Source organism: Rouxiella sp. S1S-2 (genome assembly GCF_009208105.1).
Taxonomy (GTDB): domain Bacteria; phylum Pseudomonadota; class Gammaproteobacteria; order Enterobacterales; family Enterobacteriaceae; genus Rouxiella.
In genome coordinates this window covers 2,843,681-2,866,724 of record NZ_WFKL01000001.1, presented here as the reverse complement: position 1 = coordinate 2,866,724, position 23,044 = coordinate 2,843,681, and the positions used below count along the sequence as shown (strand labels likewise).

20 protein-coding genes are annotated in these 23,044 nt (G+C 54.3%); 12 read left to right on the top strand and 8 right to left on the bottom strand.

Annotated elements, in window-relative coordinates:
* The first annotated feature begins 93 nt into the window (after positions 1 to 93).
* The 5 genes from hutH (at position 94) to GA565_RS13335 (ending at position 7,018) form a co-directional block, all read left to right on the top strand.
* Positions 94 to 1,644, top strand: a complete 1,551-nt coding sequence (gene hutH / locus GA565_RS13355) for a histidine ammonia-lyase (RefSeq protein ID WP_152198862.1) — start codon at positions 94 to 96, stop codon at positions 1,642 to 1,644.
* Positions 1,645 to 1,682: 38 nt separating this feature from the next.
* Positions 1,683 to 3,365 (top strand): urocanate hydratase, encoded by a 1,683-nt coding sequence (gene hutU, locus GA565_RS13350; protein ID WP_152198861.1) that lies wholly within the window; start codon positions 1,683 to 1,685, stop codon positions 3,363 to 3,365.
* Positions 3,366 to 3,479: 114 nt separating this feature from the next.
* Entirely contained in the window at positions 3,480 to 4,649 is a 1,170-nt protein-coding gene (gene hisC / locus GA565_RS13345) for a histidinol-phosphate transaminase (protein ID WP_193311907.1), read from the top strand.
* A complete protein-coding gene (locus GA565_RS13340; protein ID WP_152198860.1) occupies positions 4,646 to 5,800 on the top strand; it encodes an alpha-hydroxy acid oxidase in 1,155 nt (384 codons plus the stop codon). Before hisC ends, GA565_RS13340 begins: the two co-directional genes overlap by 4 nt.
* Positions 5,801 to 5,923: 123 nt before the next feature.
* The gene (locus GA565_RS13335; RefSeq protein WP_152198859.1) at positions 5,924 to 7,018 is read left to right on the top strand and encodes an iron-containing alcohol dehydrogenase family protein; all 1,095 of its coding nucleotides are present in this window, start codon (positions 5,924 to 5,926) and stop codon (positions 7,016 to 7,018) included.
* Between the two features lie 24 nt (positions 7,019 to 7,042).
* On the opposite strand, the gene GA565_RS13330 is transcribed toward GA565_RS13335, so the two are convergent.
* The 7 genes from GA565_RS13330 to GA565_RS13300 all read right to left on the bottom strand — a co-directional run bounded on the left by GA565_RS13330 (position 7,043) and on the right by GA565_RS13300 (position 14,289).
* On the bottom strand, positions 7,043 to 7,813 hold the full coding sequence (locus GA565_RS13330; RefSeq protein WP_152198858.1) for an SDR family NAD(P)-dependent oxidoreductase: 771 nt from the start codon (positions 7,811 to 7,813) through the stop codon (positions 7,043 to 7,045).
* Positions 7,814 to 7,815: 2 nt separating this feature from the next.
* Positions 7,816 to 9,147, bottom strand: a complete 1,332-nt coding sequence (locus GA565_RS13325; RefSeq protein WP_152198857.1) for a hypothetical protein — start codon at positions 9,145 to 9,147, stop codon at positions 7,816 to 7,818.
* Between the two features lie 10 nt (positions 9,148 to 9,157).
* Positions 9,158 to 10,516: a histidinol dehydrogenase gene (gene hisD / locus GA565_RS13320; protein ID WP_152198856.1), complete on the bottom strand. Its 1,359-nt coding sequence runs from the start codon at positions 10,514 to 10,516 to the stop codon at positions 9,158 to 9,160.
* 2 nt (positions 10,517 to 10,518) lie between these two features.
* Complete coding sequence (locus tag GA565_RS13315; RefSeq protein ID WP_152198855.1) at positions 10,519 to 11,304, bottom strand: ABC transporter ATP-binding protein; 786 nt, start codon at positions 11,302 to 11,304, stop codon at positions 10,519 to 10,521.
* The gene (locus GA565_RS13310) at positions 11,304 to 12,116 is read right to left on the bottom strand and encodes an ABC transporter permease (protein WP_152198854.1); all 813 of its coding nucleotides are present in this window, start codon (positions 12,114 to 12,116) and stop codon (positions 11,304 to 11,306) included. The genes GA565_RS13315 and GA565_RS13310 overlap by 1 nt, the downstream gene beginning before the upstream one ends.
* A 2-nt stretch (positions 12,117 to 12,118) precedes the next feature.
* Entirely contained in the window at positions 12,119 to 13,132 is a 1,014-nt protein-coding gene (locus GA565_RS13305) for an ABC transporter substrate-binding protein (protein ID WP_152198853.1), read from the bottom strand.
* Positions 13,133 to 13,305: 173 nt separating this feature from the next.
* On the bottom strand, positions 13,306 to 14,289 hold the full coding sequence (locus GA565_RS13300) for a LysR family transcriptional regulator (protein WP_152198852.1): 984 nt from the start codon (positions 14,287 to 14,289) through the stop codon (positions 13,306 to 13,308).
* A 239-nt stretch (positions 14,290 to 14,528) separates the two neighbouring features.
* Here GA565_RS13300 and argH point away from each other — a divergent pair, with 239 nt between their 5' ends.
* Genes argH through GA565_RS13265 form a run of 7 tightly spaced genes read left to right on the top strand, consistent with a single transcriptional unit; the run spans position 14,529 to position 21,634 of the window.
* On the top strand, positions 14,529 to 15,956 hold the full coding sequence (gene argH, locus GA565_RS13295) for an argininosuccinate lyase (protein ID WP_152198851.1): 1,428 nt from the start codon (positions 14,529 to 14,531) through the stop codon (positions 15,954 to 15,956).
* Positions 15,957 to 15,973: 17 nt separating this feature from the next.
* Complete coding sequence (locus GA565_RS13290) at positions 15,974 to 16,843, top strand: amino acid ABC transporter permease (RefSeq protein WP_152198850.1); 870 nt, start codon at positions 15,974 to 15,976, stop codon at positions 16,841 to 16,843.
* 13 nt (positions 16,844 to 16,856) lie between these two features.
* Positions 16,857 to 17,621 carry an amino acid ABC transporter ATP-binding protein gene (locus GA565_RS13285; RefSeq protein WP_055779659.1) on the top strand — a complete coding sequence of 255 codons (765 nt, stop codon included), beginning with the start codon at positions 16,857 to 16,859 and terminating at the stop codon, positions 17,619 to 17,621.
* Between the two features lie 26 nt (positions 17,622 to 17,647).
* On the top strand, positions 17,648 to 18,478 hold the full coding sequence (locus GA565_RS13280) for an ABC transporter substrate-binding protein (protein WP_152198849.1): 831 nt from the start codon (positions 17,648 to 17,650) through the stop codon (positions 18,476 to 18,478).
* 27 nt (positions 18,479 to 18,505) lie between these two features.
* Positions 18,506 to 19,360 carry a polysaccharide deacetylase gene (locus GA565_RS13275; protein ID WP_152198848.1) on the top strand — a complete coding sequence of 285 codons (855 nt, stop codon included), beginning with the start codon at positions 18,506 to 18,508 and terminating at the stop codon, positions 19,358 to 19,360.
* Positions 19,350 to 20,267 (top strand): polysaccharide deacetylase, encoded by a 918-nt coding sequence (locus GA565_RS13270; protein ID WP_152198847.1) that lies wholly within the window; start codon positions 19,350 to 19,352, stop codon positions 20,265 to 20,267. Before GA565_RS13275 ends, GA565_RS13270 begins: the two co-directional genes overlap by 11 nt.
* Entirely contained in the window at positions 20,264 to 21,634 is a 1,371-nt protein-coding gene (locus GA565_RS13265) for an MmgE/PrpD family protein (protein WP_152198846.1), read from the top strand. Before GA565_RS13270 ends, GA565_RS13265 begins: the two co-directional genes overlap by 4 nt.
* 368 nt (positions 21,635 to 22,002) lie before the next feature.
* Here the strand turns inward: GA565_RS13265 and GA565_RS13260 are convergent, their stop codons facing one another.
* Positions 22,003 to 22,899: a hypothetical protein gene (locus GA565_RS13260; protein WP_152198845.1), complete on the bottom strand. Its 897-nt coding sequence runs from the start codon at positions 22,897 to 22,899 to the stop codon at positions 22,003 to 22,005.
* Positions 22,900 to 23,044 lie beyond the last annotated feature (145 nt).

Here is a 23,044-nt window from a genome sequence, read left to right as displayed (position 1 = left end):
AGGCGGGTGAAAAACCCGCAAAGCAACAAAATCCCCGGAGAGGTGCAAGACCGGGATTTTGTTTACCCTAACTTGTCTATACAGGAATAGATTATGGCTTCTTCATCCACAGATATGACACTTTGCCATCTGCAACCCGGTCAGGTTGATTTGTCCACGCTGCGTAAGATTTATCAGGGCAATGTGCGCATAGAACTGGCTGATTCAGCTCGCGCCAACGTGCTGGCCTCGCAGGAAACGGTCAAGCGCATTGTCGAGCAGGGACGCGTGGTTTATGGAATTAATACCGGCTTTGGCAAACTGGCGCAAACCAGCATTCCCGCCGAACGCCTGGCCGAGCTGCAGCGCAATCTGGTGCTCTCGCACAGCGTTGGCATAGGCGCAGATCTGCCCGATAACGTGGTGCGTCTGGTGATGGCAACCAAAGTGCTGAGCCTGTCTCGCGGCCACTCCGGCATTCGTATTGACGTCATCGAGGCGCTGATTACGCTGTTTAACGCCGGTGTGATGCCATGTATTCCTGAAAAAGGGTCAGTGGGCGCATCCGGTGACCTGGCCCCGCTTGCACACCTTTCGCTGATGCTGATTGGGGAAGGTGAAGTGCGCGTTAACGGTGAAAAAGTTTCTGCAATAGAGGGTTTGGCTACTGTGGGGCTTGAACCGTTCGTGTTGGGGCCAAAAGAGGGACTGGCACTGTTAAACGGCACGCAGGTTTCCACGTCACTCGCGCTGCGCGGTCTGTTTGAAGGCGAGCGCGTCTTTGCGGCGGGTTTGGTGGCGGGTGCGCTGTCGCTGGAGGCGATTCAGGGGTCAGTTAAACCTTTAGATCCGCGTATTCATGAGGCGCGCGGTCAGGAAGGCCAGATTGCAGTGGCGGCGGCGGTGGCGAAATTGCTGGAGGGCAGTGACATTGTCACTTCACACGCTAACTGCGGCCGCGTGCAGGACCCATACTCCATTCGCTGCGTGCCGCAGGTGATGGGGGCGTGCCTTGATAACCTTAAACATTCAGCGCGTATTTTGCAGATTGAAGCCAACGCGGCGTCAGATAACCCGCTGGTGTTTGCCGAAACCGGGGACGTAATTTCCGGCGGTAACTTCCACGCCGAGCCGGTGGCCTTTGCCGCCGATATCATCGCGCTAGCGGTGGCTGAGATAGGCGCTATTTCGGAACGTCGGCTTGCGCTGCTGCTCGATACGGGTCTTTCAGGCCTGCCGGCATTTTTGGTCAACGACGGCGGCGTTAACTCTGGCTTTATGATTGCGCAAGTCACCGCCGCCGCACTGGCCTCAGAGAACAAGTCTCTGGCGCACCCCGGCAGCGTAGATAGCCTGCCAACCTCCGCCAATCAGGAAGACCACGTGTCAATGGCCACTTACGCCGCCCGTCGCCTAGGCGACATGTGCTTTAACACTGCCGTGGTCGTGGGCATTGAAGCTATGGCAGCGGTGCAGGGCATCGATTTTAACCGTCCGCTAAAAAGTTCGGCAGTGATGGAGGGCGAAATCAGCGCGGTGCGCGAAAAAGTCGCCTTCCTTGAGCGCGACCGCCTGATGGCACCGGACGTCGAAAATATGCGCCTGTGGGCCAGCCGTGAATTCTGGCCAGCGGCGGTACAGTCTTTATTACCCAGCTTTAATTAACTTAAAAAAACAAATTTTACATTATCGAGGAGTGAAAAATGAATTCACCACAGAAAACCGCCGTTGCCCGCGTTGTTCGCGCCCCGCACGGAACCGAATTGAGCTGTCAAAACTGGCTGATTGAAGCGGCCTACCGCATGATTCAAAACAACCTCGACCCCGACGTTGCAGAGCGTCCGGAAGACTTGGTGGTGTACGGCGGGATTGGTAAAGCAGCGCGCAACTGGCCGGCGTTTGAAGGCATCTTGCAAAGCCTGCGCGACCTGAAAGAAGACGAAACGCTGCTGGTGCAATCCGGTAAGCCAGTGGGCATATTCCGCACCCACACGGATGCACCGCGCGTGCTGATTGCCAACTCAAATCTGGTACCACACTGGGCCAACTGGGAGCATTTTCACGAGCTGGATAAAGCCGGTTTGATGATGTACGGCCAAATGACTGCCGGTTCATGGATCTACATTGGTGCGCAGGGCATTGTGCAGGGAACCTATGAAACCTTCGCCGAAGCGGGCCGTCAGCATTATGACAGCAACCTGCGCGGTCGGTGGATCCTCACCGCCGGTCTGGGTGGCATGGGCGGTGCACAGCCTCTGGCCGGTGTGTTGGCAGGCGCTTGCGTATTGGCGATTGAGTGCCAGGAGTCGCGCATTGATTTTCGTATTCGCACCCGCTATCTGGACTACAAAGCCCACAGCATTGACGAAGCCTTGACGATGATTGAAAAAGCCTGTGCAGAGAAAAAAGCCATTTCTGTTGGCCTGTTGGGCAACGCGGCCGACATCATGCCTGAGCTGGTAAAACGTGCGCAGCAGGGCGGCTTACGTCCTGATATCGTCACCGACCAAACCTCAGCGCACGATCCGCTGAACGGCTATCTGCCGCAGGGCTGGACGCTGGAACAGTGGCTGGCCGCGCGCGAATCAGACCCTCAGTCAGTGATTAAGGCTTCGCGTGCGTCCATGGCGGTACACGTTCAGGCGATGCTCGACTTCCATGCGATGGGCATTCCTACCGTGGACTATGGCAACAATATCCGTCAGGTTGCTAAAGACGAAGGTGTGGCCAATGCTTTTGATTTCCCTGGCTTTGTTCCTGCGTATATTCGTCCGTTATTTTGTGAAGGCAAAGGTCCGTTCCGCTGGGTCGCGCTTTCGGGTGACCCTGAGGATATCTACAAAACCGACGCTAAGCTCAAAGAGCTGTTCCCAGACAACGCCAACCTGATCAACTGGCTGGACATGGCGCGGGAGCGCATTGCTTTCCAGGGCCTGCCGGCGCGGATTTGCTGGCTGGGACTGGGCGAGCGCCACATTGCCGGTCTGGCGTTTAACGAAATGGTACGCAATGGCGAGCTGAAAGCGCCGGTGGTGATTGGCCGTGACCATCTTGATACGGGTTCAGTAGCGTCACCTAACCGCGAAACCGAAGCGATGAAAGACGGCTCCGATGCCGTATCCGACTGGCCATTGCTCAATGCATTGTTAAACACTGCCGGTGGCGCAACCTGGGTCAGCTTGCACCACGGCGGCGGGGTCGGCATGGGCTTCTCGCAGCATGCGGGAATGGTGATTGTCTGTGACGGAACAGAAGCCGCCGATAAACGTTTGGCGCGCGTGCTGTTCAATGACCCGGCTACGGGCGTGATGCGTCATGCCGATGCGGGCTATGAGCTGGCGATTGAGTGTGCTAAAACTCATGACGTGAATATGCCGATGCTATGATTGTGTGACAACGTAACTATGACATTTTCAGCATAGCCGACGGGCAGGGGGTGGAGATCTTCTGTCCGTTTTTTCTTGTGGTTTTCTTTATTTCAAGCATTGAGGGGGAATGAAGTGGGGACAAAATCTGAATCAGCGGCGGTCTGTTTACAGCGCCTGGCGCGTCCTGATGCGAGAGTGCTTGGGGTCTATAATTCAGGGCTGTCAGCCGACGCCGTGCGTGAAAAATATGGCGTTGAACACGTTGCCAAATTGGCCAGCAATGAAAACCCGATGGGCGCCAGCCCGCAGGTGATCCGCGCGTTAATTGCCGAGGCCTCCGGCTGTGCGATTTACCCTGATTCTGCCAGTCGCGCGGTGCGCCAGAAAATTGCGTCTGCGACCGGTGTTGGCCTTGAGCAAGTGGTGATGGGTAACGGCTCGGAAGAAATTCTGCAAATGCTCTGTACTGCGTTTCTCAACCCAGGCGATCGGGTGGTAACGCTGATCCCCTCCTTTGGCTTGCATGAGATTTTCCCGCGCATGATGGGGGCAGAAGTCACGATGGTTGGGGTGGACGCGCAAAAGCAGTTCGACGTTGCGGCCTGGGAGCAGGCGCTGTCTACGCCGGTGAAGCTGGTTATTTTCAGCAATCCCTCCAACCCGGTCGGCTGCATGCTCAACCGAGAAGGGTTCCAGCGCATTATCGACGCCGCGCCGCAGGACTGCGTGTTAGTGATTGATGAGGCCTATTACGAATACTGCGAATCAGACCCTGATTATCCCGACAGCCTGCGGGTATTGGCGCAGCAGACGCGCCCGTGGATTGTGCTGCGCACGCTGTCGAAAGCCTACGGATTGGCGGGCCTGCGCATTGGCTATGGCTTGGCCAGCGACGTTGAACTGGTGAATCTGCTCGACAGAGTCCGTACGCCGTTCAACATCAACCGTTCCGCTCAGGCTGCTGCACTGGCTGCGCTGGAAGATAAAGCGCACGTCGCCGCCAGCTTGGAGTTTGTCAGCCAGCAGCGGACAATAATTAGCGCCGCATTGAGGGAGAAAGGGTATGAAGTGGTGCCATCGCACGCCAACTTTGTGTTTTTCGATTGTAAACGGCCCAGTGTGGAGCTGGCAGAGCAATTACTGGCCTATGGCGTGATTGTTAAACCGTGGCGCGAATCCGGCTATGAACGCTGGATTCGGGTCTCGGTGGGCAGTGAGCAAGATAATCAGCTTTTCTTGCGCAGCCTTGAGCTGATTTCCATGCAGGCTAACACTCAGTCTACTGCGCAGGAGGCCGAGTGAGTCGTCGCCACGCCTTCAATCTGAATGACTTTCGTCAGCAGGCCAAGGCCAAACTGCCCGCTTTTGCCTTTAGCTACGTGGACGGCGGCGCTGACGATGAGGTAACGCTTCGCCACAATCAGCAGGTGTTTGATAACTGGCGTTTTGTGCCGCCGGTGCTGATTAACGCCAGCCAGCGCAGTCTGCATCTTCAACTCGGGGGTAAACAGGCTTTAGCCCCGGTGATGATAGCGCCAACCGGCTATAACGGCATGCTGCGCCATGAGGCGGATTTAATACTGGCGCGCGGGGCGCAGCGTGCGGGGATCCCCTATATACAGAGCACCGTCTCGACTGCGTCAATTGAAGAGATTGCCGCCGAGAATATTGAGCGTCACTGGTTTCAGCTTTATGTGCTGAAAGATCGACAGGTGACATTGGGTCTGCTGCAGCGTGCTAAGCAGGCGGGCTGCGAGAATCTGGTGGTGTCGGTTGATGCGGTGCACTTTGGCAATCGCGAGCGGGACAAACGCCACTATCGCCGCCCAATGAAACTCTCAATTGCCAGCCTGATTGACGTGGCGCTGCATCCGGGATGGGTATGGCGCACGTTGAAACCAGCCGGTATGCCGGGCTTTGGTAATCTCAAACCCTACGTTCCTGCCGACAAACAGCGCGGCGCAGGCGGGGCAAGCTATTTTTCTGAACAGATGGATACCACACTTGACTGGAGCACAATCGCCTGGCTGCGTGAGCAGTGGGGGGGCAGGCTGTGGATTAAGGGTATTCTCAGCGTCGAAGACGCCAAAAAGGCGCAGGACCTTGGCGCAGACGGCATCGTGATTTCTAATCACGGCGGTCGTCAACTGGACGGCACGGTCAGTCCGATGGAGGTGTTGCCGGCCATTCGCAAGGCCTGCGGAGCCGATTTTGCGCTATTGATCGACAGTGGCTTTCGGCGCGGCACGGACATCGTTAAGGCGCTCGCGCTAGGGGCCAACGCTGTGCTGCTGGGGCGTCCGCTGTTGTTTAGCGTTGCCGCCCACGGCGAGGCGGGTATTAATAAGGCACTGAGCCTGATTATCGCCGAAATCGACCGTACAATGGCGCAACTCGGCTGTAACGAGCTGAGTCAATTAGGGCCGCATCTGCTGAGTTTGGAATCGACATAATTTTTGGGGGCAGTGGATGACCGAGTTCAAACGATTGGCGCAAATATTGCTTGTCTATTGAGCGGGTTATCAATGGATAGCCTGCTAACATTATAAAACGCGATAGAAAGAGAGAGGCAGTAGATGCAAGCACAGAATATTATTTTCCCCGCACAAATCCTACGCGGGCCGGGCGTTTTGTCGCAGATTGGCCACATTTGTAGCCTGCTGGGACAGCGCGCCATCGTCATCGGTGGGCATCAGGCACTGGCCGCCGTGGTGGATAAAATCAATCATTACCTCGAAGGCTCGGCGGTAACGTTGGTCGGCAGCGAGTGGTTTGGCGGTGAAACCAGTGAGGGAAATATTCTGCGCCTGGCCAAGCGGGTTGAAGCGCTGTCAGCCGACATTATTATCAGCGTCGGTGGGGGTAAATCCCTCGACACCGGCAAAGCGGTGGGCGTAATAACCCATGTGCCAGTAGTCGCCGTGCCGACCATTGCCGCCACCTGCGCCGCGGTAACACCGTTAACGGTTCGCTACTTTGACGATGGTCACTTTCGCGACCTTTACCCGCTGCCGCAGGCACCTGCCAGCGTAATCATCGACAGCGAACTGCTGGCCAAGGCACCACTGCGCTGGTTGGCGGCAGGTTTGGGCGACACGCTGGCCAAATGGTACGAGTTTCGCGCGATCAGCAGCCATCAGGGTGAGTTGACCGGCGTTGCCCGGTCCTCCAGCGCCAACAGCCGCATTTGCTATGACCTGATCGCCACCTACGGGGGAGCAGCCTGCGACGCGGTACGTGCAGGTAAAACCAGCGCCGAGCTGGATCAGGTACTTGACGCCATTTTCATGTTTGCCGGATTAACCTCACTGATGAGCAGCGGTGCTCATGCTGCTGCCGCACACGCCATCTATGAAGGCTTTACCGTGTGCGATAAAACGCGTGAATTTGGTCACGGATTATTGGTCGGGCTGGGCAACCTGTGCCTGCTGGCGCTGGAAAATCGCAGCGACGAAGAATTACGCGAAGCACTGTTATTGTCACACGCCTGTGCGGTTCCGCTGCGGTTGAGCGAAATCGCCAGTCTTACGGCTGAAGAACTTGAGGCGATAGTGCAGGCTTCGCTGCATGCGCCTGACATGCATAACATGCCGCATACTGTGACCGCCGAGTCATTATACGCGGCGTTTGCCCGCGTTGAGTCTATGGCGGATGTGCTGAACTTATTCTGAGTTTCATTGGCGCGCGATGCGCCTTTAGATAGAGGCTAAAAATCCGCCGTCGACATACAGCACCTGCCCAGTAATATAAGCCGCGGCAGGGCTGCTCAAAAATATCGCTGCCCCTACCAGGTCTTCCAGCTTGCCAAAGCGGCCAAGCGGTATTTTAGCCCGCATGCTCTCGCACCATTGGGCATCCTGATAAAATTCGGCCGTTAGCTCAGTCTGAAAATATCCGGGACCGATGCCGTTGACTCTAATTCCCTGACTGGCCCATTCGGTGGCAAGCGTATGCGTCAACCCGACCATTGCCGACTTTGATGCCCCATAGGCCGCCGCACCCGGCACGCCGACCTGGCTGGTTAGCGAGCAAAGATTAAGAATGCTGCCTCCGCCGCGTGCAGCCATACGTTTTGCCGCTGCCTGAGCGCAGAAGAATGCGCCTTTAAGGTTGGTATCCATAATGCGGTCCCATAGGGCTTCATCCACGTCGAAGGAAGAGCAAAGCTGCTCAGTTCCGGCATTGTTAATCAGAATGTCCGCGTCGAGATTAATCGCCTCAAACGCGGCTGAAAACGAGTCTGGTCTGGTCATATCCAGCAGCATTGGCCGACATTCACCGCCTTGGGCAACAATAGTGTTAGCCACGGCCTCAAGGGTTGAAAGCTCGCGTCCACAAATCACCACGCTGGCACCGGCCAGTGCCAAACCGGACGCCAGTGCCTGACCAATTCCGCGTGAGCCGCCTGTGACCAGCGCACACTTTCCCGCAAGAGAAAAAGAGGGCAAAAGCGAAGACGTTGTCATGATTAAGTTTCCTCGTGCGGCACAGCGGCGGCAGGCGTCAGGCCGTTGAGCCAGTCGGTAAAGTCGTCACTGGCGTCGTCCAGCGGCTCGCTGCCGAGCATCATGGCCATGGCAAAACCGAGCGCCGAACTGTCCGGCGTATGGCCGCTGCCGCCGTCGACGCGTAAATTCAGCACCAGCGTCGGGCAGCAAAACATCGCCAATCGAAACAGGCGCTGCCAGTTGGCGGGCAACAGGCCGCGACGCTGAAGTGAGTCGAGCAGCGGTTGCCAGTAAAGCTTGCCCTTGGCGTCCAAAAAAGCCGCCCGCAGTGGGGTGAGCTGCCAGTTATGGTCAACATACAGCGTGTCACCGCGACGCAGCACTTTCACCTGGTACAGCTCGGCGCTGCGAGCAGGTTCATACAGCCACAGCGGATGGGCAAAAATGTTGTGAAAGGTGGCTTTGATTTCTGCCAGCAGCGCGGGAATGTGCCGACCGGCAAACGCGGGATCAAAACTGACCAACTGAGGCCGTTCGCCGCGGGTTTCATACCAGACATTGGCGTTGTGCGCGTCACCGTGGGCGGTAAGGGTACCGTGATGTGACAATGCCGTTGGAGAGAGTCGTGCTGCGGCCTCGGCAAACAGCTGCCGCAGGCTGTGCGCGTATGGCACACCGTTTATCACCCAGCGCAGATTACTCAGGCTTTGCCACGACAGCCGTTCTTCGCCAAGCTGAAACGCTTGATCAACATAAAAGCTCGCCACGCGCCCCCCGAAACCGGGCGCCAGACCTTCGCTTATCAGGCGGTGGTAAAACAGTTGATGGATAGGTTCGGCGCTGACCTGATTCAGTGTGGACTCGTGCAGGGTGGGCAGCGTTGCGGTCCAAATCTCTTGGTCGGCGCGGCGCTGAGCCTCCACCACCGGCAGCATCGCCACCCAGTCTTGAGTTAACTCGATATTACGGCAAACGTCGGCCATCCGGCGGTCAAAGCGCTGTTGGTAGAGCAGGATTTGTCGGCCTGGCTCACCGCAGGCATACAGCGGAACGTCGACGAGAAAACCGCTGTCGCGCAGCAGTTCGGCGTTGTAATACTCTTCGATGGTTTTATCTTCGCCTTCTTCATTGTGATATTTGAAGAAAAGTGCACGACCGTCGTCGAGTTCGACCGTGCCGTTGAGGGAATTAAGGCTGTACTGGTCGCGGTTGATGGTCAATGAAAGCGTGGCTACGCCGGTCACTTCGCTGATCAGCTGGCGCAGTGTGAGGGTGGCTTTATCCCAGTCACCGGCCTTGCTTAGCGCCCGTGCCTGAGCAGCTAAAGGTTGCTTGCCTGTTGTTTTGTCCATCACTTTCACCTTAATTTGCTGAGTTTTTTCCTGATTTTTTATCCAACAGCCGGTGGCGTAGGTCAGAAACCGCCAACGCGTGGCCTGGAAAACCTTCATACAGCGCAAAAGCGTGGGCTTTTTCAGCCAGCAGGTCATAACCCTCTCGGGTCACGTAACCCACCGAAATTCGCTTCATGTAGTCAAATACCGAAAGTGGACCGGCAACCCGCGCCGCGCCGTTGGTGGGCAGTACCGCGTTGGGGCCGAGCACGAAGTTACCCAACGTGATCGGGGTATAGTGGCCGAGCAAGATTTCCCCGGCGTTGCGGATTTTCCCCATCACCGCCATCGGTTCTTCAGCCAAAATTTCGAGGTGCTCGGGGGCGTAACGGTTTACAAAGTCTACGGCGGTGGAGAAATCTTTGGTGAGCACCACGCCGCCGTGAGTGCCGCACAGCACCGAGCGCGAGAAACCGGCGCGTTTTTCATCGATTGACGCCCAATAATCCGGCAGAGCTTTTATGGCTTCTTGTGCTACGCGACGGCTGTTGGTCACCAGATAAGCCGACGAGTCCGGGCCGTGTTCAGATTCAATAATCAGGTCGAGTGCCGCCAGCGCACCGTCGGTGCTGTCGTCCGCCAGAATCAGGCTTTCGCTCGGGCCAGCGGGCACGCCGGGGTCAATCAGACCAGAAAGCTGACGTTTCGCTGCCACCACCCACGGGCTGCCGGGTCCGACAATTTTAAGGCATTTAGGTACGCTTTCGGTGCCATAGGCCACCGCAGCCACACCCTGAGCACCGCCGCATTTATAAATTTCAGTGATGCCCACCAGCCGTGCGGCCACCAGTGTGGCGTCGTCGACTTTTCCGTCGGGGCCAGGCGGAGTTATCACCACGCAGCGCGGAACGCCAGCGACAATCGCAGGGATAGTCGTCATTAGAAATACGCTGGGAAATGACCCTTTACCCCGCGGCACATAGCAGGCTACAGAATCGATGGGCACGTGTCTGTCACCGGCAAACGCACCGGGGCGTATCTCTTTCATCCACATTTCTTCAGGCTTTTGCGCCTCATGAAACGCGCGAATGTTTTCAGCGGCAAAGCGAATTGAGTCAATTACCTGTGGGTCAAGGCGCTCAAAGGCGGTGGCGAATTCAGTGTCTTCGGCCAGAATGCTCATCTGCTCATCGGTTACGCCGTCAAAGTCCCTGGCAAATTTCAGCAGCGCGGCGTCACCCTGGGTGCGAACGGCTTCAATAATCGGCGCAACGCGTTCGATAAAAAACGACAGGTCTGATTCAGTGCGATTAAACAGGGTTTCGGGTAAGGTATCACTGCTGCTAAGGTCATGAAAAGAAACGTTGTGTTCTACGGTTGCCGACATATTCAAACTCCGCGTAAAGGTGAGGTGGCGGGGTTGGGTTCCCCACCACGAATACAGTGTAAAACCTGGCGTTGCAGGAGGAGAAACGCATTGCTGACCATCATATCTTCATGGCGTGGCCTGGGCAGCGGCACGTTAAAGGTGGTTTGAATGGTGCCTGGACCCATGACCACTATTCGGTCAGAGAGATACACCGCCTCTTCAATATCGTGGGTGACAAACATCACGGTTAGCCGGTGCTGCTCCCAAATACGGGTGAGCAACTCCTGCATCTGATGGCGCGTCATGGCGTCGAGCGCGCCGAAAGGCTCGTCCATCAGTAAAATTTTGGGCCGATATGAAAGCGCCCGTGCGATGGCCACCCGCTGCTTCATGCCGCCGGAAAGTTCATTCGGCCAGGCGTCGGCAAACGGCGTCAACTGCACCAGCTCGATGTGCTCATCGGCAATTTTACGACACTCTGCTCGGTTGTAGTGGGCGGCCTTGAGGGCAAACTCAATATTTTGCCGCACAGTTAACCACGGCAGCAGGGTGTAAGATTGAAACACCACGCCGCGATCGATGCCCGCACCGGTGATGGTATTGCCGTCAACCGCCACCACGCCGCTGTCGTAATCTTCAAGCCCGGCGGCAATCGACAGCAGGGTACTTTTGCCACAGCCTGAGGTGCCAACTATTGATACAAACTCGTTATCGGCAATCTCGAGCGAGATATTGTGCAGCACCTCGCGCGTCTGTTTGCCCTGCTGGAAGCTTTTGTGTAAATCACGAATGCTTAACGTCGCCATCAGCTGCGCCTCCTGTTGTAGCGGAATAAAACGCGCTCTGCGCCGCGCATAATCTGGTCGCTGATTAACCCGAGAATGCCCAGCAAAAGGATGTAGCCGATGATGGTGTCGGTCTGGAAGAAACGCTGTGATACCACAATGCGATAGCCCAGTCCCGAGGTTGAGGCGACCAACTCGGCCAGCACCAGCCAGGTCCACGCCCAGCCAAGGCTGATACGCAGCGCATCCCAAATTCCCGGTAGGGCGCTTGGCAACACAATTTTAAACAAGATTTTTCTGTCAGGCATGCCCAGCGTGCGGCCTAGCCCAATGAAGTCAATCGGCACCCGCTTCACCGCGTCAATCACCATTAACACCTGCTGAAAGAAGGTGCCAATCCAGATAATCAGAAACTTTTGCACGTCGTCAGTACCGGTCCAGAGAATGGTCAACGGTACAAAAGCCACCACCGGCATATAGCGAATAAAATCGACCAGCGGTTCGGTTATCGCTTTGAAAAAACCATAACATCCGGCCAGCACGCCGATGACTATCGACATCAGCGATGAAATGATAAAGGCTACACTGATGCGGTAAAGGCTGCTTTTCAGGTCACCCCACAGTGTACCGTCCTGAGCCAGACTGACCATTTTTAGCCACACGTCACTGAGCTTGGGCAAGAAGATGGCGGGAACCGCGCCGCTGCGGGTGGTTAGCCACCACGCCAGCAGCAGCAGGGCAAACAGCAGTATCGCAATGCCCAGGAAAAGCCTGCGTGAAGGCAGGCGTCCTATAACCAGCAGATTCAGTGGCTTACGTTTGTTGGTTAACACGTTTAAAGCCCGTTGACGAAGGAAGCATCGATCACCTGAGCGGCGGTCACCGGTTTAGGGATCAAACCTGCTGCTGTGGCGGCTTTGAGCACGTGCACAAAGGTCTGATCGGCGAAGCTGTGGCTTAAGACTTTTTTGTTATCCGCCAGCGAATAATACTTAACCCCGTCAAACGCGGTTTCGAGGTCGGCAGGTGCGGCACCGACGGCTTTGGCGATGATCGCGCGGTCTGCCTGCGTATTGGCCTGATAATGCGTCAGAGCGGCGTCCCAGCTTTTAATCAGTGCGGCAACTTGGCCGGGTTTGTCTTTAATCACCGACTCGCGAACCACTAAAACGTCGCCGATCAGGCCCGGATCGGACGAGCCGCTGTAGAGCATCGTCAGAGAAGGGTCCTGCTTTTTGGCTGCGCTAATATAAGGCTCATAGGTAACGGCGGCGGGCACGCGCTTGGCGATAAGTGCACTGCCTGCGGAGTCGGCCGGCATTGGCACTGGAATAATATCACCCCATTTCATGCCCGCCGAGGCGATGGCGCTGTGCAGCAGAATATCGCTGGTGGTGCCTTCTTCATAGGCCACCTGCTTACCCTTCAGCTGTTGCAATGAGGTGATGTCTTTACCCACCAACAGGGCATCGGCGGTTTCACTTTGGTCGAGAAGCAGCACGACTTTTATCGGTAAACCGGCAGAAACCATCGCCATAGCGGTGTGCGTGGCGATATTGGCGCCGTCTATTTTACCGCTGGCCAGCGCCGCGTTGATGTCTTTATCCTCGGCAAAGTTAATAATATCGACGTTTTCCAAACCCTGTTTTTTAAAAATACCCTCATGACTGGCGACGTGCCACTGGCCGTAACCTAGCCAAGGCTCAATGCCCATTTTGAAGGTTCCCGCCTCCGGTTGAGCCGCCGTTGCCGCGCCGCTGAGCATCACCAGACAGCATGCCAAAGCGATTTTGGTTTTCGTCGCGTTTTTATTTTTTCCTAACAGCACAGAAGCAGCGGACAGAATCATATTTCCCTCGCGGAGCGTTTAAATTGTAAGCAGTGGAAGTCACTAATGTTATACATTCATAAATAAATTTAGAGAAGAATGTTAATGCGGCCGTGTGGCATTTTGAGAGCTGCACCAGACTCCTTCAGCACCTGCACCGTGATGGTGCTGTGTAGGTGAGTATTGGACCCTAATTATTTAGCCCCCGCGTGCAATGTGTGACCGCTCGCCTCATTTTGTAAGGCATTAAGAAACAGTGTTAATACCGAACTCAGCGCACTGCCTTTTTTTACCACCAGACTGAACGGAGTGGCAATATTTATTTCATCAGGTAGTAATGGTTTTAATCGGCTACCCCCAAAAAGGTGCAATGCATAATGTTTTGGTAAGAAGCCAATGTAGTTCCCACTTAAAATAAGCATAGTTACGGCCTCTACCTGAACGGCAATGGCATTTGAGGATGAAAGTTCGAGGTAAGTATTTTTTTTGCTGTGATTGGCATAGAAGTGATTAACGATTTCCGCTGATTTTACCTGCTTCTCAGTTATTTTATCAGGCGGGATCGAATAAAGTGGGTGTTTGTCGCCACAGTAAAGGTGGGATATTTCCTCATACAGGAAATAATAATCAAACTCGGGTTTTTCCTGATATACCGGCACCAGGCCGCAGGTGAAGCGCCCATCGAGAACGCCGCGTTCAATTTCGTCCAACTGTGTGGCGTGCAGCCTAATGCTAACCTTTGGTGCCTTGCGATACATCTCACTAAGCGCTTGAATTGCTGGAGATTTTTTGTCAGTTATCGTGTTGTCGATAATACCGATGTTCAGTTCGCCGAACATGTCGTGCCGGGCGTTATTGAGCTTGTCACGAAATTGACTGATGGAGGAAAACAGATCCAGACAAGCCTGATAGGTGACTTTCCCATGTTCGGTAAGAAAGAAACCTTCTCGTCCACGGGTGCACAGTTTCATTCCAAAGCGAACTTCAAGGTCTGAAATTTGCTTGCTGATGGCCGCCAGGCCAATATTTAATTCATTGCAGGCAGCAGTAAACCCCCCGGACTCAACCACGGTTTTAAATACACGTAAAAGTTTTAAATCTGCAACCCCAATGCTGTGCTGGTTTACATCGCTTTTAGTGGGTGATGTGTTTCCTGATTTGGAAAGTGGACTTTCCATATAAAATATTTACCCCCACTGCAAATAAAGCCAACATCAAATCAATCAAGACGTCTCAATTAATAATTTACGAGAGCAGAAAGGTCGTGGCGTTAAATAATAAGGTAAAGATTTTCCGACTTATCATAACCGGCGTATCGAAACGCTGGATTTGGAAAATACCGCCGCCTGACTGCTTTCTCATGTACTTCATTGCAACACTTATGCCAACGCCACATCCAGGCCAAAAGGAGTAGTCAATGTCCCAACCCGTAGATCGTCTTTGGGGTGCACGTTTTAAACAAGGACCGGCAGCGGCCCTAAGTGCGCTTTCTCGCAGCCCAGACTACTATTTCGCCCTTGCCGAATATGACCTTGAAGGCTGTCGTGCTCACGCCTATGAACTACAGCGCGCTGGCCTGCTTGACCCACAAGAGACCGTGCTGATGGTGGCGGCCATTGCCCAGTTAGCGGTGGATTACCGCGCCGGTGACGTTCAACCGATTGAAAACGATGAAGACGTTCATACCTTCATTGAACGCATGCTGACTGAACGTCTGGGGGAGTTGGGCGGTAAACTGCGTGCTGGGCGTTCACGTAACGACCAGACAGCCAATGACCTGCGTCTTTATCTCCGCGATAACGGCCGCAAAATTGTCGCCGCACTGCTTGAGCTGCAGCAGGCGCTGGTCAAGCAGGCGGAGTTGCATATCCACACCTTGGCACCGGGCTTTACTCATCTTCAGCAGGCACAACCGATCGTTTTCGGGCATCAGTTGATGGCCCATGCCCAGTCTTTTGCCCGCGATGTTCAACGTTTTCAGGACTGGGATAAACGCTGTGCGCTGTCACCACTTGGCGCAGCGGCAATGGCGGGTTCTGCCATTGCGATGCATCCCGAGCTTTCTGCAGCGGACTTAGGCTATGACGGCGCCTGTGAAAACTCGATTGATGCCGTTGCCAGCCGCGATCATGTGGCTGAATTTTTGTTCGCTGGCGGCATGCTGAGTGTCAATCTTTCGCGCATTTGTGAAGAAGTGTGCCTATGGGCCTCGCGCCAATTCCGTTGGGTTGAATTGAATGACGGATACGCCACCGGCAGCTCCATCATGCCGCAAAAGAAAAACCCCGATATTGCCGAACTCACCCGTGGCAAAAGTGGCCGCCTGATAGGCAACGTGACGGCCATGCTTACCACCATGAAAGGACTGCCGTTGTCTTACAATCGCGACCTGATCGAAGACAAACGCAATGCAATCGACACCGTTGACCAATTGTTGTTGGTGCTGCCGGCGATGGCCGGAATGATTGACACCATGGTGGTCAACGTGCCGCGTCTGCTTGAACACGCGCCGCAGGGGTTCACACTGGCCACCGAAGTGGCCGACTGGCTTTCGCGCCGCGGCGTGCCGTTTAAAGAAGCACACGAGATTACCGGCAAGCTGGTGCAGGTGTGCGAGCAGTACAACCTTGAACTGCATCAGGTGAGCGATGCCCAACTGCGGGAAGTGGATAACCGACTGCTGCCAGAGGTGCGCGAATGCCTGACCCTTGAAGCGGCAATTCATGCCCGCAGTGGGTGGGGCGGGACCTCACCGCTACGCGTGGCCGAGCAAATCGCGCGCCTGAAAATCGTCATACAACAGCAGTCCGACTGGGCCTCTTCGTATCGCGGACTCTCGCTTTAATGACCAGGGAGCATCTTATGCCGAATATACGCCCGCACGGCGCAGAGTCGAAAAGTTCTGACATCGACCTCAGTGAGTACCAATACGTTCCGCAGCGCTACTACGGCAGAATTTTCGCATCAGTGGTGATTCTGGTGCTGTTGGCGCTGTTGTTTAATGCCTTTGCCCACGGAAAAATCGAGTGGCGCTTTGTCGGGCAGTTTTTCACCGCTAAGGCCATTCTGACCGGGCTGGGTAACACCATCGTGATGTCGATTCTGGCGATGGCGCTGGGGGTGATTTTCGGCGTGATAATCGCGGTGATGCGCATGTCGAGTAATCCAGTGCTGAGCAGCGTGGCCGTGGGCTATACCTGGATTTTTCGCGGTACGCCGCTGATCCTGCAACTGCTGCTATGGTTCAACCTGGCACTGATTTTTCCGACGATTGCCGTTCCTGGGCTGTTCAGCTTTCAGACCGTAGACATTATGACGCCGTTTACCGCCGCGCTGCTCGGTTTGAGCATCAATCAGGGGGCCTACACTTCTGAGGTGGTGCGCGCGGGGCTGATTTCAGTCGATTTAGGCCAGTACGAGGCGGCGAAGTCTATCGGCATGACGCGCATTCATGCGCTGCGTCGCGTCATATTGCCACAGGCGATGCGGGTAATTATTCCTCCTATTGGTAATGAATTCATCAGCATGGTGAAAACCACCAGTCTGGCGAGCATGATCCAGTACTCCGAACTGCTCTACAACGCACAAACCATTTACTTCGCCAATGCCCGCGTTATGGAGCTGCTGTTTGTGGCCGGTATTTGGTACCTGGTGGTGGTGACGCTGCTGTCGTTCGGCCAGAACCGTCTTGAACGTTACTTTGGGCGTGGCACTCGCCGCCGCAACAGCTGAGGAGAAGCCTGCGATGAAAAGCATTATTAAAGCCGCCAACGTCAATAAGTACTTTGGCGATTTTCAGGCGCTTAAAAATATCAATCTTGAGGTGCAACACGGTGAAGTGATGTGCGTTATCGGGCCAAGCGGCTCGGGCAAGAGCACCTTCCTGCGCTGCATTAACCAGTTAGAGCGCATCGACAGCGGCGGTATCTGGGTCGATGACGAGCTGGTGGGTTATCGCATGGAGGGTAAAAAACTTTATCCGCTTAACGATAAGCAGATTGCCCGCCAGCGTTTGAAAACCGGCATGGTGTTCCAGCGCTTTAACCTGTTTCCCGACAAAACGGCGCTGGAAAACATTATCGAAGGACCTTGCCAGGTGCTGCTGCGTCCGGTGAAAGAGGCGACGCAGGAGGCGATGGCGCTGCTTGAAAGAGTCGGGCTGGCGCACAAGCGCGACGCCTATCCGATGGAGCTTTCGGGCGGCCAGCAGCAGCGAGTCGCCATTGCCCGCGCGCTGGCGATGAAGCCGAAACTGATGCTGTTCGACGAGCCGACCTCGGCGCTGGACCCCGAGATGGTGGGTGAAGTGTTGGCGGTGATGCGCGGCCTGGCGGCGGAGGGAATGACAATGATTGTCGTCACCCATGAACTTGGTTTTGCACGAGAGGTGGCGAATCGCGTGGTCTTTATGGATGAAGGCGGAATTATAGAAAGTGGTAATCCTGAAGATGTCTTGCTGAATCCACAAAACCCAAGAACTCAGAATTTTATTTCTGCCGTTCTCATTTAAAAAGTATACACAGGGGAAATCTATCAATGAAAAAAACACTGTTATCGCTGCTCGCGGCGGGTGTATTGCTCAACGGCGTCGTGTTGAGTCAGTCCGCATCGGCCGCTGAAGCCTTAAAACAAAAAGAAGACATTAAAGTGGCGATGATGCCGAACTATCCGCCGTTGGAGTTTAAAGACCCGGCGACCGACAAGCTCACCGGCATGGACTATGACTTGGGTATGGAAATCGGTAAGCGGTTAGACCGCAAAATCACCTGGCAGGAAATCGGTTTTGAGCAGATGGTGAACGCCGTAGCCACCAAACGCGTGGACATGATCCTCTCCGGGATGACTGACACTAAACCGCGTCAGGATATTGCGACCTTTGTTGACTATTACAACAGTGGACCGCAGTTCTACACCACCGTGGCGCATAAAGAGATCAACACCATGCTCGACCTATGCGGAAAAAAAGTCGGCACCAGCCGCCGCACGACTTTCCCGGCTGAAATTGCAGCCTGGAGCACGGCCAACTGCGTGCCAGCGGGCAAACCGGCCATCGTCGTCGTGGGGGCGGAAGGCACTGCGGATGCACGTACTCAGCTGCGTCAGGGCCGTATCGAAGGTGTGGTGCAGGGCAGTGAAACGCTGCCATACATCATGAATCTTGAAAAAGACACCTACAAACCGCTTGGCAAAGCCTTCGCCTATCAGGTGACCGGGATTGGCATTAGCAAAGACGACACGGCGCTGATAGACGGCGTGAAAGGGGCGTTAACCGCCATGATAGCCGACGGTACTTATCTGAAAATACTGACTAAATGGGGCCTACAAGACGGCGCCATCCAGGAAGTGACCATCAACAAAGGCAAGTAACGGCATTTAATCAAAGCGGGATAACTCATGACGATTTCCAACGCGGCCAGCCTTTGGCCGCAGGATAAACGGGGCTGTATGGCGCTGGCGTTTGACCTCGATGGTCCGACCGGTGATGCCATGCTTAACGGCTCTATTTGGCACAAGCCTGAATATTTTACCTTCGGCGGCTATGGGCCTTATCGGGCGCTGGCGCGACTGCTGGACCTGCTGGATGACTATCAGTTACCGGCGACATTTTTTGTGCCGGCCTGGGTGGTAGAGAATTGGCCCAAGCAGTGTCAGGCTATCGTCGAGCGTGGTCATGAAGTCGCGTACCACGGATATCGTCATGAGTCCTTTTATGCGATTGACGCAGAAAAACAGCGTTGGGTCATGGAGACATCTCGCGATATTTTCTGGAAATTTCTCGGCATTCGCGCCCAGGGATTTCGCACGCCCTCTGGCGACTGGCATCAGGATACACCGGCGATGTTGATTGAGGCCGGTGTGACCTACTCAAGCAGCATGCGCGGTGACGACAGGCCGTATCTGATTCGGGTTCCTGGCTATGAAAAACCGCTGGTGGAAATTCCTGGCCGTTGGGAAATGGACGATTATGCCTCCATCGCTTATACCCGTGAACCCAACTTTCCCTCGGGTCTGGACCGCACCGCCAGCTATGAACTGACACTCGATAACTGGTGCCGTGAGTTTGACGGGGCAATGAACGAGGGGCTGAGTCTGACCACTTTATTTCACCCAAAAATTACGGGTAAACCGGGCCGTATCATGCTGCTCGACCAATTCTTTGCCCACCTGCGCAGCCGTGATGACGTGTGGTTTGCACGCTGCCAAGAGGTTGCCCACTGGTGGCTACAGGAGCACTTCGATGTCAAATAATCTTGTCACTACGCAGGATAAATGGCCGCAGGGCAAGCGTTGTGCGGTGGTCATTACTGTCGATTTTAATGACATTCAGGGCATTCTAAGCCAAGTGCCTGCCGTGGCGGGGCGCGAGAAAACGCTGTCAGTTTGGCGCTACGGGACCCTGCGCGGCGTTGACCGGCTGTTGGCGCTGCTGGCTGAAAAAAATCTGCGCAGCAGTTGGTGCGTGCCGGGTGCGGTGGCCGATGAACACTCGGACAAAATCATGCACATCGCGCGCGCGGGTCATGAACTGGCAACCTGTGGCTATGAGTTTGCCCAATTCGATAATTTGTCGCTGGAGCAGCAAATCTCGAGCCTCAAACGGGGGCAGGCTGCTCTTAAGGCGCAGACCGGTGAAAAGCCGCGTGGCTTCCGCGTTCCTTCCGGCAATTGGGCGCCCGGTTTTGCCGATGCGCTTATTGAAGAGGGGATCGACTGGAGTTCTTCGTGGCGCGGTGACGATGTGCCCTATTTTCAACCGATGAGCGACGGTTTGCCTTCAAAATTGGTTGAACTTCCGATGCACTATGAGCTGGAGGACGAGCCCTATTTTGCATTCAACCTCAGTCCGGCAGTGCCCCCGGCGCAGTCACGAATTGCCTCCTACAGCCACACGCTGGGCAATATGAAGATGGATTTCGACGGTTTTTATCGCTTTGGCCTGTGCTATGTGCTGCGCTTGCACCCAGAAGTCATCGGCACGGCGGGGCGCATTGGCCTGCTGGCCGAGCTGTTCGACTATATCACTTCACATCCCGACGTGTGGGTAGCGACAGCGGGTGAAATAGCCGACTGGTGGCAGCAGACGCAGCCACAAAATGACGCGTCGCATCCGGCACAAGTCTGGCAGCAGCACACCCAACATGGAGTTCAGCCATGAGTGAAATACTTGACGTACAGTCAACGCTGGTGGCGTTTGTTAACGACACCTGTTTTGATGATTTACCCGCCGAACTGGTCGCGCGCGCTAAGCGACACATCATTGATACACTGGGGGCGGGACTGGTCGGCGCTACGAGTGAAGTTGCGCGGGACGTCACGCAGTTTATTTTAAGCGAAGGGTGTTTACCGCTTGCCACGCTGTGGGGACGGGCAGAGAAAACCTCTGCCCGCAATGCTGCGTTACTAAACGGTATTGCCAGCCACGCGTTGGAACTTGATGACACCGGCGGCTGTGACCACTCAGGTGCCGTAGTGATCCCGGCTATGCTGGCGGTCCTGCCGCTGTGCGACAAACCGGTTAGTGGTGAAGAATTTATCACTGCGGTGGTGTTGGGGTATGACGTGGCGCGTCGCGTGCTGGAAGCCTGCGGAGGTTATTCTGCACACAACGGGGCGGGGTGGCACTCCACCTCAACCTGCGGCGTATTCGGCGCAGCAGCGGCATCGGCAAAGTTATTAGGCTTAAACGCAGCACAAATTTCTTCTGCGTTGGGTATCGCGGGCAGTCTGAGCGGAGGACTGTGGGCGTTTATTCATGATGGCTCCCAAAGCAAAAAACTGCACGCCGGCCGTGCTGCCGAGGGTGGGGTATTGGCGGCGCTTAGCGCACAAGCGGGCATAACTGGCCCTGCTGGAGTTTTTGAAGACCACTGGGGCGGCTTTCTTAAAACGGTGGCTCCGGCGAGCGCCCAGCAACAGGCGTTGGTTGCCGAGTTAGGCCAGGTATGGAAGCTAATGCGCTGCTCAATCAAACCTTATGCTTCCTGTCGCGGTACGCATGCGGCGATAGACGCTACGGGAATTTTATTGGATAAAATGGCGACTGTAGCCGAAGACGTGGAACAGATTCAGGTGACGCTGTCACCTTTCCTGCAGGAGATGTGCGGTGATGAAAAGATAAGCACGTTGGCGGCGGCACAAATGAGCATCAAGTATGCGGTGGCTGCACGGCTGGTTTATGGACATGCCGGTCTGGATGCCTACGGGGACGAGCAACGGAGTGACCCAAGGTTGCTGGCGGCAATTGACCGAGTGAGTTTGCAGGTTGACCCCACCTTCAGCGCCGACGGTGAGCCAGAGGTCACCTTAATCACCAAAAACGGCAGGCGGTTGACCCACAAAGTGGATATTGCACTCGGCGCTCCGGCTAATCCGGTGAGTGATCAACAACTGCGCGATAAATTTATGTCGCTGGCAACGCGGGCAGTTAGCGTGGCTCAGGCTGAAACGTTATGGTTTGAAGCGTTGAGGCTAGAGGCCGTAGATGATTTAAGAAATATTGAGAAACTGCTCCATCGAGCTTAAAACCTTATTATTCCTTATTAAGCTTTAATCTAGATTGCATATCGGTTTTAACTCCGCCAAACTTATGCCTGTTTATATGACGGGAAATAATATGAAAGCGGGGTTGTTTGACAGAGTTAAATCCGAAATTAACGCTAACTTATCATTTTATATAATCGATACGTCCATCATTGCCGCGTACGCACTTTGTTTTTTTTATGTACTCCACAGCGTGGACTGGGATTCGTTCAATATTCTTACTGGAGTAGGGCTAATTTTAGTCATCGGTGTGATGTATTTTACTTATCCTCTGGTGTGTTATTTCTCCATGCCGTTAATGTATTTCATTGATTGGGTGATAAAGTTGTTATCCAAGGGCTATAAAAAGTTTAAAGGCTGATGCAGCGATATAAACGCTCTTTTTTACACCAGTAGTCTTTATACTCAGCAGTGGGTCTGCCAAATGAGATTCGGACATTTTTGTTTACTGATTTTCCATAGTCAACACCGGCACAAATATTAACCCATGCTGCAAGCGTACCTATTGAAAGATGAGGGTAGTGCATACTCATCCCCGTGTTGATCCCATCCAGATAAACGCTTTTGCTGTCCTGTGAGCGTAGCATCAGCTGTATGGCGCAGGGTTCGCCGCACATTGCTAAAATTTTGCCAAACTTTAAATCCTCAATTTCACCCATTAACTCTTGTAAATAATCCGTGTTGATGTGTTCACTTCGCCGTTGAAAGAACAGCCGCTGGTAGTGCGAAAACAGACCATCAATGCTGTATTCACTGGTGTCGTGGACGCTGCCACCGACGTTGATAAACTTTTTAAGGTCTCTGTTGCGCGAGCTACGCGTCTTCGCACTGACAGAACGAACAATGCAAATTTTACGGCGAGCATCAAGTAAGTGACTGCAGTTACGCACCGACTGACTGTTAATCTGCGACAAAAATTTGCTACGAAAAGGCAATATCACTCTGCAATCGGGTTTAATGGGCAGGATAATTTCATCGAAGCTCAGCGGGTAGCGATTGATATTTTTCGAATGAACTATGGCTTGGTCCCCTGCAATATGGGTATTATTCCACACGCAAACGCCGCCAATGAGCTCTTCTTTTTTATTTCTTTTAATATAGAAACGTTCATTAAGTGTAAATCGCTGATGCAAGAAGTGGAGTATTTGGGGGTTGCTTACTGTATTTCCGCCCCAAAGGGTGTAGGCTTGTTTATAACTTTCAAAAGAAGACTCTTCCCATCCTGATAAATACCTCAGTAGATGCATTATTTATGTGTCCTGTAATTATCATGCGTTATTTAATATGTGGTTTTATTTTTGAATATTACTATGGGGATAGTAAAGGATCGCTTTTTTTAGTGCCATATATATTTTATATGTAGACATGACCAGGGGAGGCAGGTTCACAATT